General features: G+C 64.2%; 8 protein-coding genes. 2 read left to right on the forward strand and 6 right to left on the reverse strand.

Translation table 11 applies throughout. The features are described from left to right. Positions 1 to 420 precede the first annotated feature (420 nt). From AC1PLU_RS05870 to AC1PLU_RS05880, 3 genes are all read right to left on the reverse strand, one after another. Positions 421 to 2,820 (reverse strand): TonB-dependent receptor plug domain-containing protein, encoded by a 2,400-nt coding sequence (locus AC1PLU_RS05870; RefSeq protein WP_115040769.1) that lies wholly within the window; start codon positions 2,818 to 2,820, stop codon positions 421 to 423. 337 nt (positions 2,821 to 3,157) lie between these two features. Next, positions 3,158 to 5,545 carry a TonB-dependent receptor plug domain-containing protein gene (locus tag AC1PLU_RS05875; RefSeq protein ID WP_481107962.1) on the reverse strand — a complete coding sequence of 796 codons (2,388 nt, stop codon included), beginning with the start codon at positions 5,543 to 5,545 and terminating at the stop codon, positions 3,158 to 3,160. Between the two features lie 515 nt (positions 5,546 to 6,060). Beyond that, positions 6,061 to 8,460 (reverse strand): TonB-dependent receptor plug domain-containing protein, encoded by a 2,400-nt coding sequence (locus tag AC1PLU_RS05880; RefSeq protein ID WP_481107963.1) that lies wholly within the window; start codon positions 8,458 to 8,460, stop codon positions 6,061 to 6,063. Between the two features lie 185 nt (positions 8,461 to 8,645). Here AC1PLU_RS05880 and AC1PLU_RS05885 point away from each other — a divergent pair, with 185 nt between their 5' ends. After that, the gene (locus AC1PLU_RS05885; RefSeq protein WP_043889381.1) at positions 8,646 to 10,508 is read left to right on the forward strand and encodes an ABC-F family ATP-binding cassette domain-containing protein; all 1,863 of its coding nucleotides are present in this window, start codon (positions 8,646 to 8,648) and stop codon (positions 10,506 to 10,508) included. Positions 10,509 to 10,689: 181 nt separating this feature from the next. Here AC1PLU_RS05885 and AC1PLU_RS05890 read toward each other — a convergent pair whose 3' ends face one another. Beyond that, the gene (locus AC1PLU_RS05890) at positions 10,690 to 11,967 is read right to left on the reverse strand and encodes a lytic murein transglycosylase (RefSeq protein ID WP_481107964.1); all 1,278 of its coding nucleotides are present in this window, start codon (positions 11,965 to 11,967) and stop codon (positions 10,690 to 10,692) included. A gap of 175 nt (positions 11,968 to 12,142) precedes the next feature. Beyond that, on the reverse strand, positions 12,143 to 13,012 hold the full coding sequence (gene ampR / locus AC1PLU_RS05895) for a LysR family transcriptional regulator AmpR (RefSeq protein ID WP_481107965.1): 870 nt from the start codon (positions 13,010 to 13,012) through the stop codon (positions 12,143 to 12,145). A 100-nt stretch (positions 13,013 to 13,112) separates the two neighbouring features. Here ampR and bla point away from each other — a divergent pair, with 100 nt between their 5' ends. Next, positions 13,113 to 14,018, forward strand: a complete 906-nt coding sequence (bla, locus tag AC1PLU_RS05900; protein ID WP_481107966.1) for a class A beta-lactamase — start codon at positions 13,113 to 13,115, stop codon at positions 14,016 to 14,018. A 788-nt stretch (positions 14,019 to 14,806) separates the two neighbouring features. Here the strand turns inward: bla and AC1PLU_RS05905 are convergent. After that, positions 14,807 to 16,951, reverse strand: a complete 2,145-nt coding sequence (locus tag AC1PLU_RS05905) for a phosphocholine-specific phospholipase C (protein ID WP_481107967.1) — start codon at positions 16,949 to 16,951, stop codon at positions 14,807 to 14,809. Positions 16,952 to 17,114: the final 163 nt, after the last annotated feature.

The following is a 17,114-nucleotide window of genomic DNA, read 5'->3' on the forward strand; positions in this document are numbered from 1 at the left end:
CTTCAGCGTCGCTTGAATGTTCCCAAGCCGAGCTGGTCGAGGGCGCGATGCCCTCACCGCTCGCGGGACACGCCGCAAGTACGTCCATGTAGGCTCTTACGCGGCATCCATGCCGCGTAAGGTCCCGCAATCGGTGAGGGCATCGCACCTGCCAACTTGGTCGGGTGCTGGTGGTAACTGCACTGCCGGCCGTGCCTATCAGGCGGTGAGTGCAGTCTTTTTGTTGGCCGCTCTTGGCGATGCACTGTGCGCCATCAATACGGAGTTCAACGGGACAAACATCATTGCGGCAGATGGCTAAGAGGCGCTGGATGTTGCGATGCCCACAACGACAAACACCGCCGAGCGATCGGCGGTGTTTGCGTGATAGATGCGCTGATCGGGACTTTCGATCAGCACTTTACGATCAAGCGTCGCTACTCAGAACCGGTAGGTAACCCGGCCATACCAGTAGCGCCCGTTGAAACCGAATGGCGACAACGACGAATACTGCAGGCCGCCGGCGCGGTCGTCATAGGCGGTGTTCAATTGCGCCTTGGTCGGATACTGGTTGGTGAGGTTGTCCGCGCCCACGGTGAAGGTAAACGCGTTCCAGGTCTGGCTGGCGGCCAGATTTAACAACCAGCGCGCGTCGTAGGTCTGGTCCTGGCTGCCATCGACCGGGTCGCTGATGCGCTTGATCGATCCGTAGCGGGTGGCGTTGAAATTGAGCCCGAATCCGCCGAAGGTCCAGTCCGCCGCCGCCATGTACTTGGTGCGTGGCGTGGCGTCGGTGAGCAGGCCCTGGCTGGCGCGGCCGAAGTTGGGGTTGGTCAACTCCAGGATGGTGGTCTTGTTGTAGTTGGCGCTGGCACTGAGATTGAGCTTGCCGTAGTTACCCAGATCGGCCAGGTAGCTGTTGATCCAGTCCACGCCACGGGTGCGGCTGGTGGCGCCGTTGACGAAGAACTGCACCGCCGCCACCTGGCCGATCGGCTGCGCCAGCTGCAACTGGTCCGAATACAGAATCTGGTCCCAGATGCGGATCTGGTAGACGTCCAGGCTGGAGGTGAAGTTGGCGGTCGGCTGCCACACACCGCCCAGACCGTAGTTGGTGGATTTTTCCGGACTCAGCGGTTGTGCGCCCAGCGCCACGGCAACCGGATCGGAGGTGCGATAGGTGCCCACCTGCACCAGCTCGCCGTCCTGGATCAGCGTCACCACCGAGGCATAGTTCTGCTGCGCCAGCGAGGGCGCACGGAAGCCGTTGGAGATGGTGCCGCGCAGCGAGAAGGTATCGCTGAAGGCATAGCGCGCCGACAACTTGCCCGAGCGCGTGGAGCCGGCGTCGCTGTAGTTTTCATAGCGCCCGGCGATACCGCCGGAGAGCTTGTCGGTGATGTCCGCTTCCAGGTTGGCGTAGACCGCGTTGCTGTGGCGCCCGAACTTGCCGGCCACCGACGGCTCCAACCCCGAGAATACCTGTGCACCGCCCGGATAGGGCGCGCCGGTGTCGGGGTTGATGGTATTGGGGTCGAAGAAGTACGACTCCGGCGAACCGGCGCTGATCTGGTAACGGTCCTGGCGGTGCTCGGCGCCGAAGGCCACATTGACCGGATACGCCAGGCCCCAGTCGAACGCCTTGCTGACGTCCAGATTGACCGTGCCCTGCTCGGTTTCGAAGCCGCCGGAATTGAAGTTGGTCGGCGAGCTGCCGGTGCTCCAGAAAAGATTGGTGTTGATGCTGTTGAGGATGTTGAAGGTCATGTCGTTCTTGCCGTAAACGGCCGACAGGTCCCAGTTCCACTCGCTTTCGGTGCTGCCCTTGATGCCCAGCACCGCCGAGCGATCGTTGGTGGGGTTGTAGATCTGCGGCAGAAAGCCATTCGGGTAGATCGCCTGCACATTGCGCGCGGTGTTGTCGGCAGCGCGGTAGTAACCGTTGGAGGTGACTTCGCGGCGGCTCATGCTGAGGTGGCCGTATAGCTCCAGGTTCGGCGAGAACTCGTAACCGAAGGCGGCCAGCCCCTGATAGAAGTTGGAGGCCGGGTCGCCATGGCGCTGATACGGCACACCGCCCGGATTGGGCGTGCCCGGCACGGTGGTGGCGCGGTTGGTGTTCTCGCCGCGGTTGGTGCTCATGGTGTTCTGGTAGTTCCAGGACAGCCGCACCCAGCCTGGTGCCGTATCACCGCCGGTGCCGCCGAAAGGCATGCCGACCGAGCCGTCGATGCCGTTCTGCTCGCCATCGCCCTTGTCCATGATGCCGCCGTTGATCGACACGGTATTGCTGCCGGTATCGGCGCCATGTTTGAGCACGATGTTGACCACACCGGCGATCGCATCGGAGCCGTATTGCGCCGAGGCGCCATCACGCAGCACTTCGATGCGCGCGATCGCCGACATCGGCAGCGAGTTCAAATCCGCCGGTGCCGAACCACGGCCCACGTACGGGTTGTAATTGATCAACGACGAGGTGTGATAGCGCTTGCCATCCACCAGCACCAGCACCGCATCCGGCGACAGGCCGCGCAGGGTGGCCGGGCGCGCGGCATCGTTGCCGTCAGAGATCGCCGGACGCGGGAAGTTCAGCGACGGCAGCAATTTGCCCAGCGCGCTGGCGATATCGGTGGCGCCGGTGGCCTGCAGCGATTGCTCGGTGATGATGTCGATCGGCGATTCGGATTCGGCCACCGTGCGATCGCTCACGCGCGTGCCGGTGACGATCAGGGTATCCAGGGTTTTCTGCGGCTGGGTCGATTGCGACTGCGCACTGGCGGCGAACGTGCAGACGGTGAGTGCGACCGAAATCGCAAGCGAAAGTGCGTTGGAGGTGTGCATGGAATGAAGGCTCAAAGGGGATGAAGGACGCAGGAAGGAAATGCGCGTGTTGCTCGGGGGAGTGCGACTGCGTACTGCGTGGCCCGTCGTGCTTGCGCGCCAGATGTGTTCCGCGTGGCGGAGACGGCGTGTGCAGCAATGACGTCGGCCGGTGACGCAGCCATGCTGCTGCGTTGCGCATCCTTGCTGAAGAAGAGCGTTGATCTCCCCCTCGCGCATCGATGCGAGAGGGGAGCGATGCTGCGGCGTTACCTGCAGCGCCCCAGCGCTGCGTGGTGTGTGGTGTGTTTTGCGAGGTAGGACAAGCGCTGGCCGTTGCCGACCAGCGCGCAGCGCTTTACCACTTGTAGCTCACGTTGGCGTACACCAGCGCACCGTTGAAGCCGAACGGCGAGGAACCGCTGTAGGGCAGGTAGGTGCGCGTGCCGAGGCCGGCCTGCTGACGGTCCGGATATTCGTTGAGCACGTTGTCGCCGCCGATGGTGAAGTTCCAGCTGTCCAGCTTGTAGGACGCGGCCAGGTCCAGCGTCCACTTGGCCGCATAGGTCTGGTCGCTGCCGGCGTTGGTGCCGAAGGTGGTGAACTCGCCCCAGCGCGTGGCGGTGCCGGTGAACGACCAGTTGCCCGGTGCCCAGGTGCCGCCCAGGAAGAACTTGTCGCGCGGCGTGCCTTCGGTGATGCGACCGATTTCGGCACGGCCGATGCGCACCGCGTTCGGATCGATCGCCACCAGCGCTGCCGGGTTGTCGGCGATCTTCTCCACTTCGGTCTTGTTGTAGTTGTAGCCGGAAGTCAGCTCCACGCTGCTGCCGTCCAGATTCCAGCGATAGGTGCCGACCACATCCACGCCCTGGGTCTTGGTGTCGACCGCATTGGTGAAGTAACGCCCGCCACCGATGCCCGGGAAGCCGTTGGCCTGCAGATAATTGCGCGCCGCGGTCGAGGTGAGGTTCTCCGACAGCACAATGCGGTCATCGATATCGATGCGATACGCATCGACGGTGACGTACAGATTTTCCACCGGCTGCAACACCACGCCCAGGCCGTAGTTCTTGGATTCCTCGGCCTTCAACGGCTCGGCGCCGAGCGCGATCGCTGCGGCATTGTCGGTACGGAAGGTGCCGATCTCGAACGGAATCGCCGTCACCGTGCCGTTGGGCTGGGCCACGTTGAGGAACTGCGTGGCGATCGATTGGAAGTTCTGCTGCTGCAACGACGGCGCGCGGAAGCCGGTGGAGGCGGTGGCGCGCAGCGCGACCTTCTCGGTGAAGGCATAACGCAACGACAGCTTGCCGGTGGCGGTGTCGCCGAAGTCGCTGTACTTCTCGTAGCGCCCGGCCAGACCGGCCGACAGCTTTTCGGTCAGATCCGCTTCCAGGTCCACGTAGGCGGAGTGGCTGTTGCGGTTGTAATAGCCCGAGTCGGAGATCTTGAAGCCAGGAAACACCTGCGCGCCTGGGATCAGCGAGCCGTTGGCCGAGGGAATGCCGCCATTGGCCGAGGATGCCGCATCGCCGGGCGACTGGTTGAACTTCTCGCCGCGCCATTCCGCACCGAAGGCCAGCGTGACCGGGTAGGCCAGGCCCCAATCGAGCGTCTTGGTGAAGTCGGCATTGAGCACGTTCTGGGTGACTTCCAGCGTACCGGCGTGGAAGTCGGTAGGGCTGGCCAGCCCCAGGCTGTTGTTCAAGCTGTTGCGCACATCGAAGGTGAGATTGTTCTGGCCGTAGTTGTAGCTCAGATCGATGTTCAAACCGCCTTCGGTGGAGGTCTTCAACCCGCCCACCCACGACACGTCCTTGCTGACGTTGTAGATCTGCGGCAGGAAGCCATCCGGATAGATTTCCGGGCGGTTGCGGTTGTCGCCGGCAAAGCGGAAGTAACCGTTGGACAGCACTTCGCGACGGCTGACCATGCCGAACGAGTAGAAGGTGAGGTAATCGGTGGGGCTGTATTCGCCATTGAACGACACCGCGCCCTGGTCGATGTCCGGGTCGCCGTAGCGCTGCTCCACGCGGCCCTGGAACGGCAACGCGCGGTTGGTCTGATCCGAATGCCCGGCCTGCGCGGCCAGATGCACCTTGCCGGTGCCGGCGAAGCTGAAGCCTGCATCGCCGGACAGCTGGTACTGCTCGCCGTCGCCGGCGCTGTACTTGCCGTAGCGGCCGCTGATGCTGCCACCTTCGCCGCTGCCCTTGAGCACGATGTTGATCACACCGGCGATGGCGTCCGAGCCGTATTGCGCCGAGGCGCCGTCGCGTAGCACTTCGATGCGCTCCACGGCAGCGATCGGAATGGTATTGAGATCGGCCGGCGAAGAACCTCGGCCCTGGGTGTCGTTGAGATTGATCAGCGCGGTGGTGTGGTAACGCTTGCCGTTGACCAGCACCAGCACCTGATCGGGCGACAGGCCGCGCAGCTGCGCCGGGCGCACCGCGTCCGAGCCGTCGGAGATGGCCGGGCGCGGGAAATTCAACGAGGGGATCGCGCGTGACAGCGCGGTAGCCAGCTCGGTGGTGCCGGTCGATTCCAATGCCTGCGGCGAGATGATGTCGATCGGCGATGCCGATTCGGCCACGGTGCGATCGGCCACGCGCGTGCCGGTCACGATCAAGGTATCGAGGGTTTTCTGGGTGGGAGCCTGTGACTGCGCGGATGCGCTTGAAGCGGAAAACGACAGTGCAAGAACAACGGCAACTGCGAGTGGACTGGTCTTGCAATTCATGCGGTGACAACTCCGAGTGGGGAACGGATGCATCGCAGGGGGCCCCCTCCCGGGCCGCGTCCGTTGCGGCAGCTGCGGTGCGTTCCCAACCATTAACCACGTGTAACCACATGTCAAATTTTGGTTATGTTGCGCGTGCAACCGTCATCGAGGATGTGCTAATGGCATCGTTGTCATCGTGCACCAAAGTGATGCGTTGCTTGCACCAGAGCTGCTGTGGCACGGCCTTGCTTGCACCATCTTGGACATCGATACCAGTTATGAAACTTCTGCATCAGAACGTGATTTACCCCGCATGAGTGCGGTATTGCGCAGGAGAACGAGACGGCCGCGCCGGTGTCGCGCTCGGACTCACGCATACGTGTGTGGCGGTATGTCTCACGTGGCTGCTGATTGGAAGCAGCGTCGTTGCACTCGCGGCCAACGCAACAACCGCTGCTGCCATGTCTTGAAACGCACACGCCCCGGACTGGCCGGGGCGTGTGGTCAAGCCTCAGACTGTGCAGCCGCAGAACTTACCAGCGGTAGTTGATGCGCCCGTACACGTACGCACCGTTGAAACCGAACGGCGACAGATTGCTGTACGGGAACTGCCCGCTGGTGGAATTGGCGAAGTTGTTCTCGTCCGGATATTCGTCCAGCAGATTGTCCGCACCCAGCGTCAGCGTCCAGCGGTCGACCTTGTAGCTGGCCGATGCATCCACCACCCACTTGGCGCCAAAGGTCTGGTCGTTGATCGCCGCGGCCGGACGGGTGCTGTATTTGCCATAGCGCGTCGCACCCAATGCCAGCGTCCAGTGCTCCAGATTCCAGCTACCGTTGATCAGGAATTTGTCGCGCGGGAAGCCTTCTTCGATGCGACCACGCTCGGTGCGGTCGATGCGTTCCAGGCTCAGTCCGTTGGCCGACAGCGCGGCCGGGTTGGCCGCCACGTTGCGGACTTCGGTTTCCGAATAGTTGTAGCCGGCGGTCAGGTCCACGCTGCTGGCGGCCAGCTGCCAGCGGTAGCTGCCGACCACGTCCACACCGCGCGTGCGCGTATCCACCGCATTGGTGAAGTAGCGCCCGCCGTTGATGCCGAAGATGCCCTGCGCTTCGAGCAGATTACGCACGCCTGTGCCGGTGAGGTTGGACGACAGCACGATGCGGTCGTCCACATCGATCTGGTACGCATCCACGGTGAGGTAGAGCGCATCGGTCGGCTGCAACACCAGGCCCAGGCTGTAGGACAGCGAGGTTTCCGCATCCAGCGGCTCAGACCCAAGCGCACGCGCCACGGTGCTGTCGGCGGGGAAGGTGCGGATCTCGAACGGGTTCGGATTGCCGGCCAGGAAGGTGGTGCTGGTGGACTGGAAATACTGCTGCGCCAGCGACGGCGCGCGGAAGCCGGACGACACCGTGCCGCGCAGCGCGATCTTGTCGGTGAAGGCATAGCGCCCGGACAACTTGCCCGAGGCCTGGCTGCCGAAATCGTTGAAGTCCTCGTAGCGCCCGGCCAGACCGGCGGAGAACTTGTCGGTGAAATCGGCTTCCAGATCTGCGTACAGCGCGTAGCTGTCACGCGAATACTGCCCGGACACGCTCGGCGCGAATCCGCCGAAACCCTGTGCACCGCCGGCCAGCGTGCCGGACTGGAAATACGAGCCCACTTCGCCCGGCGACTGGTTCCACTTTTCGTTGCGGTATTCGGCACCGAAGGCCACCGTCACCGGATACGCCAGGCCCCAGTCGAAACCGCGCCTGACGTCCAGGTTGACGATGTTCTGCGTGGTCTCCAACGCGCCATCGTAGAACGAGGTGGGCGAGGTCGGGCCCAGGCTCACGTTGAGCGTGTTGCGGGTGTGGAAATCGATCTTGTTGTAGCCGTAGTTGTAGCTGGCATCCCAATCCCAACCGCTGGCGGTGGAACCGCGCACGCCGGCCACCAGCGAGCGGTCCTTGGCGTAGGTCTGGATTTCCGGCAGGAAGCCCTGCGGATAGACCGACAGGATGTTCTGGGTGGTGCTGCCCGGCGCGCGGAAGAACGCGAACGAGGTGATGTCGCGGTTGCTGGCGGTGGCGAACGCATAGCCGGTGATGCTGTCGCTGAAGGCGAATTCGGTATTGGCCGACACCGCCTGCGCGTTGACGTCCGGGTCGCCGATCTTGAACGCCTTCTGGCCGACGGCCGGCTGCGAGGCGCTGGGTGCGCCGGCATACCCACGCGCACGGTCGGTGGGGTCCTGCTGATTGAGCTGGGCCGCCACATGCAGCCAGCCGCGATCGCCGCCATAGGCCACGCCGGTATCGCCGGACAGCTCGTAGTTGCTGCCGTCGCCGGCCGAGTACTGGCCGAAGCCGGCCTGCAGGCTGCCGCCCTTTTCAGCGCCCTTGAGCACGATATTGATCACGCCGGCGATGGCATCGGAGCCGTATTGCGCCGAGGCGCCGTCGCGCAGCACTTCCACCCGCGCGATGGCCGCGACCGGAATGGTGTTCAGATCCACCGCTGCCGCGCCACGCCCGATGGTGCCGTTGAGATTAAGCAGCGAAGAGGTGTGGCGGCGCTTGCCGTTGACCAGCACCAGCACCTGATCCGGCGACAGGCCGCGCAACTGCGCAGGACGGATCGCACTGGTGCCATCGCTCAACGCCGGCCGCGGGAAGTTCAGCGAGGGCAGCGCACGCGCCAGCGCGGTGGCCAGTTCGGAGGTGCCGGTGGCCTGCAGCGATTCGGCGCTGATGATGTCGATCGGCGACTGCGATTCGGCCACGGTGCGGTCGGACACGCGGGTGCCGGTGACGATGACCGTATCCAGCGTATTCGCGGGCGCATCAGCTGGGGCTGTGGCCGGCGCGGTGGTCTGGGCGAGGGCGGGGGAGGCGAGCAGCGCCGCAACGACGGCGGCTGCGAGCGTGGACAACGGGTAATTCATGACAACTCCGAAACATGGGTCCAAGCAGGACCGGCAAGACTGGGCAGGGTCTGGGCGCAAAAAGCCAATCGCGAATGAAGCCAGCGGCCAGCCTGAAGGCGCTAATTATTCGTTAACGCTAGAATGGCGTCGCAGGAATGCTGCTCATCTGCTCATTCCTTTTCGTTCTATCGGACTGTCCATCAATGATTTCCCTGCGCAACTTCTCCATGCGACGCGGCGAGCGTCTGCTGTTGTCCAACGTCGACCTGACCATGCATGCCGGCTACCGCGTCGGTGTGGTGGGCCGTAATGGCACCGGCAAGTCGAGCCTGTTCGCTGCGGTGAAGGGCGAACTGGAAGCGGACAAGGGCGATGTCGACCTGCCCGGCAAGGTGCGCACCGCCAGCGTTTCGCAGGAAACCCCCTCGCTGCCCGATCCGGCGCTGTCGTTCGTGCTCGGTGGCGACATCGAGGTGTCGGCCATCCTGCAGGAAGAGGCGGCGGCCACCGCGCGCGAGGACTGGGAAGCGGTCGCCAACGCGCACCAGAAGATGGCGGAGCTTGGCGCCTACGACGCCGAGGCACGTGCCGGCAAGTTGCTGCACGGCCTGGGCTTCCCGGCCGAGACCCATCACCGCGCGGTGTCCTCGTTCTCCGGTGGCTGGCGCGTGCGGTTGAATCTGGCGCGCGCGCTGATGATGCCCAGCGACCTGTTGCTGCTCGACGAACCGACCAACCACTTGGACATGGACGCAGTGCTGTGGCTGGAGCAATGGCTGCTCAAGTACCCGGGCACCTTGCTGCTGATTTCGCATGACCGCGAGTTCCTCGACAACGTGGCCACCCACACGCTGCATCTGCATGGCGGCACCGCCAAGTTGTACGTCGGCGGCTATACCGATTTCGAACGCCAGCGCATCGAACACCTGCGCCAGCAGCAGATCGCGCACGAAAAGGGCCAGGCTGAGCGCGCGCATCTGCAGAGCTTCATCGACCGCTTCAAGGCGCAGGCCAGCAAGGCCAGCCAGGCGCAAAGCCGCATGAAGCGGCTGGCCAAGATGGCCGGTACCGAAGCGGTGCGCGCCGAGCGCGAATTCCGCATCGAATTCGCACAGCCGAATCGGCTGCCGTTTTCGCTGATCCGGCTGAATCATCTGGATGCCGGCTACGGCGCGGATTCGGTGATCCTGCACGATGTCGGGTTCGGGTTGGAGGCGGGTGACCGTATCGGCTTGCTCGGTCCCAACGGTGCGGGTAAGACCACGCTGGTCAAGACCTTGGTGGGTGAGTTGGAGCCGTTGTCTGGCGAACGCAGCGCGCATCCGGATCTGCGCATCGGCTACTTCGCCCAGCACACGGTGGAGTCGCTGCACGAAGGCCAGTCGCCGATGGACCACTTCCGCGAGCTATCGCCGGACGGTTCCAATCAGGCGTTCCGCGACTTCCTGGGCAAGTGGAACTTCGCCGGCGACCGCGCCTTCGAAGTGGTGGATGGTTTCTCCGGCGGCGAGCGTGCGCGTCTGGCGTTGGCGTTGATCGCCTGGCAGCAGCCGAACGTGCTGCTGCTCGACGAACCGACCAACCACTTGGACCTGGAAATGCGCGAGGCGCTGGCCGAGGCGCTGAGCGATTTCGAAGGCGCCATCGTGATGGTCTCGCATGACCGCCATCTGATCGGCCTGGTCTGCGACAGCTTCTGGCGCGTGGCCGATGGCGTGGTCGAACCGTTCGCCGGCGACCTGGACGAATACGCCGCCTGGCTGCGCAGCCGCCCGGCCGCGCAAGGCACCAAGCAGAAGCTGGCCGAGGTCGCCCCGACCCCGCCACCGCCGACCAAACCGCTACCGCCGAAGAAGGTCGTCAATCCGCACAAGCTGGCCAGCGCCGAGAAGCGTGTGGGCGAGCTGGAAGCGGCATTGGCGGAACTGGACCGGCAACTGGCAAATCCGGCCAACTACCCCGACAGCGAGAAGATGGCCGTGCTGGGCCGCGATCGCGAGGCCACCGCGCAGTTGTTGGCGGCCGCGGAAGCAGCGTGGATGGAGCTGATCGACGGCGCTGCCTGATCGCGCGCTGCGGCTGCAGCCATGCCCGCAGGCTGATCCTGCCAGCCAGTTTGTCGCGCCGTCATGCAGTCCGCGCGAGCGTGCAGCGCTTGGCAACGCCAAGCGCTTCTCCTCATTGAATGAGCAGCCGCAGCATGGACCGGACCGGTGACCAGTATGGCCTGGCGGTGCGATGACGCGATCAGCGTGCCCGCAGCCGCGCTAGCAAAGCGCTGCTGGCATACCCGTCCTGCGGCAACTGTTGGCTGCGCTGGAATGCACGGATTCCCTGGCGAGTTCGCGCCCCCAGCGCACCGTCGACGCCGCCCACGTCGAATCCCTTGTCGGTCAGCCGCTGCTGCAGCTCGGTGATCTCTGCCACGCGATTAAGCGGCGGATCGTCTTTTGGCCAGGGCTGCTCGACCCCGGCTCCACCCGCATAGCCATCGGCCAGCAGACCGACCGCCAGCGCATAGGCGGTGGAATTGTTGTAACGCAGAATGCTGCGGAAATTGTCGAACACCAGGAAAGCCGGGCCGCGATACCCTGCGGGCAAAAGTACCGATGCCTGTTCCTGGGCCAGTGCGGGTGCAATCGGCTTGCTGCCACACACCACACCCTGGCGCAGCCATTGGGCAACGGTTTTCTTGATCGTCAGGTCGGCCTGCGCGTAGTCGAAGCCGGCTGGCAGATGCACTTCCTGGCCCCAGGGAACAGCGCTGCTCCAGTTGCTCTGCTTGAGGTAATTCGCGGCAGAGCCCAAGGCATCCGCACTGGAATTCCACACATCGCGTTTGTGGTCCCCATCGTCGTCGACGGCGTAGTCACGGTAGGTGCTCGGGATGAATTGCGTCTGTCCCATGGCGCCGGCCCATGAGCCCACAAACTGCGATCGATCGACGCCTTTTTCCGTCTGCAGGATCTGCAACGCCGCAAGCAATTGCGTATTTCCATACTTGATGCGCCGACCCTCATGCGCCAGCGTCGCCAGCGAACGGATCACGTAGCGGTCGCCGATCTGTTTGCCGTACTCGCTTTCCATGCTCCAGATGGCTGTCAGGATGCCCGGATCCACACCGTATTGCTGCTGCAACTTTTGAAAGAGGGCGCGCTGGCTGATCAGCAGTTGCTGTCCTTCCTGGATGGCGGACGGTGTGACACGGTCGTCGAGATAATCCCAGAGATAGCGGGTGAATTCGGGCTGCTGCTGATCCAGTGCCTGCACCGATGGATCGGGTGTGACGCCAGCGAATGCGGTGTCTAGCGTGGTTGTTTCAATGCCGGCAGCAAGCGCACGCTGGCGGAAGTCGACCAACCATTGTTCGAAGCTGGGCGTGGGCGCGGGATCTTGCTGGGCAGCGGCGTTCGTTGCGGGAGACGAGGTTGTTCCCGGGGCAGTGGCTTGCGCTGTTGCGTTGGCGGCAGCAACACATGCGCCGATACATAGCGAGAAACGAAGAAGGTGCGAAGGCGTGATCATGGGCCTGCCCGATGCGGGATGGGAGCCCAACGTAGCCCTCAGTTTCTGGGAATAAAACTATTGCAGCTATTCGTTTTCATCACTTCTTTCATCTCTAAAACAAGCGGCCAACAGCGAATGTGTCGGCGTGCCGCCTTTGGCGCCGGCCCAGAGGGAACAGGCGCCACTGGACTGCTCATGCGGAAATGGTCTGCGCTAGCCAGCGGTGAAAGCTGAGCGCGGCGGCTCCGGCCGGCCGCGAACGCAGATGGGTGAGCCAATAGCGTCCAGCGTCGATCCTGATCGGGAACGGGCACACCAGGCGCCCTGCATCCAGATCCTGGCGAAACATCGGCAACGGCAACAACGCCACCCCGGCACCTGCCGCCGCGGCGCTGGCCAATGTCAGCGACGAATCGAACATCGCACCGCGCGCTGCGACCTCGGCTGCACCCGCCGCGCGAAACCACTGCGGCCACTCGTCCAGTCGATACGAGCGCAGCAACTGCACCTGCGCCAGATCGGCCGGCGTGCGCAACGCGCGCGCCATTGCCGGCGCGCAGACCGGTGCAAACGGCGCCTCCATCAGCGCATGGGCGATCTGCCCGTGCCAGTCGCCGTCGCCGAAACGGATCGCCAGATCCAGCCCTTCGCCAGCCAGATCGACGCGGTTGTTGTGGGTCGACAGACGCAGCTCGATCTCCGGATGCGCCGCATGAAAGGCATCCACGCGCGGCAGCAACCAGCCGGTGGCGAAGGTGCCGACCACACCGACACTGAGCACCTCGCGATAGCGGCCATCGGCAAAGCGCTCAAGGGTGGCAGCGATGCGGTCGAAGGCCTCGCCCAGCACCGGCGCCAACGCCGCGCCCTCGTCGGTGAGCGCCACGCCGCGTGGCAGGCGGTGGAACAGGCTGGTGCCCAGCTGCTGCTCCAGCGCCTTGATCTGGTGGCTGAGTGCGGCCTGGCTCACGCACAGCTCGCCGGCCGCGCGGGTCAGGTTCTGATGACGCGCAGCGGCCTCGAAAGCGCGCAGGGCATTGAGCGGGAGGCGGGGCCGGGGCATACGTAGAGATTAGTTCAATTCATGCCTGGAATCGAAACATCGCGATGGTCGGCTGCTTCGCCTGCATCGATACTGCGGGCTCTCCCAATGAGGTGGCCCCATGTTGAACCGACGGCAGTTCCTGTCCGTGACCGGTGCGAGTGTGTTGCTTGCGGCGTCCAAATCCGCATGGCCGCTCTCCCAGGTGGCGACATTGCACGAGCCAACGGGCGATCTGCTGCGGGCACGCTGGGCCGAGATCGAACGCGGCACCGGTGGCCGCCTGGGTATCGGCCTGCTCGACAGCGCCACCGGCAAGCGCGTCGGGCAGCGCGAAGATGAGCGCTTTCCGATGTGCAGCACCTTCAAATTTGTATTGGCTGCGGCAGTATTACAGCGGGTGGACCAGGGCAAGCTGACACTGGCGCAACGGGTCAAGATCCGTGCCTCGGACATGCTGTCGCATGCGCCGGTGACCGAGCGCCATGTCGGCGGTTCGCTGAGTGTCGGCGAGCTGTGCCGGGCCACGATGATCTACAGCGACAACCCGGCCGCAAACCTGTTGTTCCCGCTGGTCGGCGATCCGCAAGGCCTGACTGCTTTCCTGCGCGGCATCGGCGATACCCAGACCCGCAGCGACCGTCACGAGCCGGAAATGAATCGGTTCGCCCAGGACGACCCGCGCGACACCACCACCCCGGCCGCGATGGCTTTAACGCTGCGCACGCTGCTGCTCGGCGATGCCTTGCAACCGGCCTCGCGCAAGCAACTGAGTGACTGGATGATCGACAACCGCACCGGCGATACCTGCCTGCGCGCGGGCCTGCCGCGCAGCTGGAAGATCGGCGACAAGACCGGCAGCAACGGCACCGACACCCGCAACGACATCGCCATCCTCTGGCCACCGAAGGGCAGGGCACCACTGCTGCTCACCACATACTTGAATGGCGCCAGCGTCGACAGCGATGCGCGCGATGCGGCGTTAAAAGCAGTGGCGCAGGCAGTGGCGAGCTACGTGTCTGCTTGATGCGTGCGCGGCGGGCTCTGGAGCGGCCCGCTTCACAACGCGATCGAATCGCCGCTCTGCAAGCCGCGAACCAGCGTGGTCGGCTGTTGGAGGTCGACTCAGTGTCTGCAGCGGACTGCAGTTGCAGCACTCCGCCTCAAGGCCATGTCTGCAAGCAGCGCGGCGGGCGTTTTTTCGACGCCAGTGACTAAGAGCGGCTAACAAAACCTAGCGAGCGAGCGCCTGAAAGTGAGTGCAGTGGTTTTGTCGGCCGCATCTTGGTGGATGCAGTCAAAAGTCCAGATCAAACGCTGCGTGGGTCGAGGGTGCGGTGGCCTCACCGCTCGCGGGACACGCCGCAAGTACGTCCATGTAGGCTCGGTGGCGGCATCCATGCCGTCACACGGTCCCGCAATCGGTGAGGACACCGCACCAGAGAGTTGATCGGTTGCTTGTTTAAAACCATGCATAACGACCATCTTGACTGGTCCTTGCCCGCCTACCGTCGCGGGACCTTACGCGGCATGGATGCCGCGTAAGAGCCTACACGGACGTACTTGCGGCGTGTCCTGCGATGGTGGGCGGGCAAGGGCCCTGCAGCCAGGCAGCAGATCAGCCGGCCTGCAGTGGACTGGCGTAAAGTAGTTTTGTTAGCCGCTCTAAGTCCTGATCAAGCGCGATGCCGATACTCAAAGTGCGCGAAAGCCTGTCGGCCGACAGGCGTCGAAGAGATCATGGCCGCAGTGGAGGATCTCGACATCGACGGTCTGGCCAATCCGGCTATCCACTCAAGCCACAGCATCGAGCACTCAAGATCCCGGCGCATCGGCCAATTCGGTCTGATACAACTGTGCCGGCCCACCCATCGCCGGATCGCTCACGCTATCGGCGCCGGTTTCGACGCGACCTGCCAGGCGTTGACGCGCACCGTCCTGCTCCAGCCATAGGTCGTACCAGCCGCCGCTTGCTGCGGCCTTCCAGCTGCGTCGCTGGGTGGTGCCCGGCGCCACGGTCAGTTGCTCGCGTGGCTGCGCAATCGCATAGGCCGCTGGTTGCAACGCCACCTGCACTGCGGTGGTGCCGGGATTGTGCAGCAAGAGCGACAACGCGGCTGGATCGTTGGCGTCCTGCGTGATATCGGCCACCAGCAGCGCAGCACTAAGATCGCCGCGATAGTGACGATGGAAGCCATTGGGGCCGAGCAACCACAGATCGTAGCGACCGTCGTAGGTGCTCCAGCTGCCTTCCAACGTGGCGCCGTTGCCGAGCGTGTAGCGACGCGGAATCGCCGCCAGGTCGTAGCGGTCGTAGATGTGCAGCACGACCGCAGCACGGCTGTTGGACATGCGCAGTACCACGTCGCCGCGCTCCTGCACATAAGTCAGTTGCACAGTCGGGCGATACGGCACTGCGCGCGAACGCCGTATACCGAATGGCTGCTGCGGCGCTTGCAACGAAACAGGCAGCGGCGGCAACGTGTGCTCACGCATCGCCGCCGCGCGCGCTGCAGCGGCGCTGACATCTGGCAATGCAGCGACGAACGGGCGCGCATCCGCGGTACTAAAATCGAATGCGGTGGTGAGATCGCCGCAGACTGCACGCCGCCATGGCGTGATCTCCGGCGCCGGCACGCCGAAGCGGCGTTCCAGCAGGCGCAATACCGAGGTGTGGTCGTACACCTGCGAATCCACCCAGCCGCCGCGGCTCCATGGCGAGATCACGTACAGCGGCACACGCGGGCCCAGTCCATAGGGGCGGCCACGCAGTTCCGGTAGATCCACTTTTTGCTCGCCGGGTGCTGGCTGACGGTGGTATTCGTCGTCGGTGGCAATGCTGGATGCACCAGCAAAACCGGCGGCCGCACGCGGATCCGGCGACGGTGGCGCCGGCGGCGGCATGTGATCGAAAAAGCCGTCGTTCTCGTCGAACATCAACAGCAGTGCGGTGCGGCTCCATACCTTTGGATCGGCGGTCAGCGCATCCAGCACGCGTGCGGTGTAGGCCGCGCCTTGCGCAGGGCTGGAGGGATCCGGATGTTCGCTGCCGGCGGCATCGGCAATGATGAAACTCACCGATGGCAGTTGCCCGCCAAGCACATCGGCACGTAATTGCTCCACATCGCGCGTGCTCACGCCACGCGCGCGCAGTTGCGTATCGTGCCCCGGCGCAGCACTGAACGCCTGCCGAAACGGCGCGAAGCCTGCCAGCGGGTTGTCGGTGAAGTTGTCGCGCATGTCCTGATAGATCTGCCAGGACACACCCGCTTTCTGAAGATGTTCGACGTACGTCGTCCAGCGATACGGCTCGGCGAAACCGCCCAGCTCCGGGAAGTTGTCGTGCGAGTTACCGATCACCGGCCCACCGGCGCGCGCCTGCGGGTCGTTGCCGCCGCTCCACAAAAATACGCGATTGGAGTTGGTGCCGGTCTGGATCGAGGCGTGGTACGCATCGCAGATGGTGAAGGCGTCGGCGAGCGCGTACTGAAACGGAATATCCGCGCGCCGGTAATAGCCCAGCGCATGGTTGTGCTTGACGGCGGCCCAGTGCCCGAGCCGGCCGTGGTCCCAGGCGCGTTGCGCATCCACCCAGCTATGCGGGGTTCCTTGCACGCGCATGAAGCCGAACTGCGCCGCAGTATCCAGCGCAAACGGCGTCAGCCACTGGCTGCCATCTTCGCTGGGCTGCAGCCACACCGTGCGTGCAGGCGCACCTGGCAGTGGTGGAGCAGGAATCGGAAAACGATCGCCGAACCCGCGCACGCCGGGCAGCGCGCCGAAATAATGATCGAAGGCGCGGTTTTCCTGCATCAGGATCACCACATGCTGCAGGTCTTCCAACGTGCCGCTGCGACGGTCCGGCGCGATGGCCGCGGCGCGCGCGATGCTGGGCAATAACGCGGCCGCAGCACCGGCGAGTCCGGTCTGCAACACGCGGCGGCGGGGAAGATCGATCATCGTGTCACCTGGTTGGCGCGCCAATCCTGTCTGCGCTGGAGCGGGTCGAGCGTACCCAACTTGTCAGCGCGTGTGTTCTCTTGCCTGCCTGCAAAACTGCCGGTCATGTCCCTTTGCACTTGTGCAGGAGGCGAGGCAGGGAGCGGATCGGGTAGCGTGCCTT

Source organism: Xanthomonas sp. NCPPB 2933, assembly GCF_056725225.1.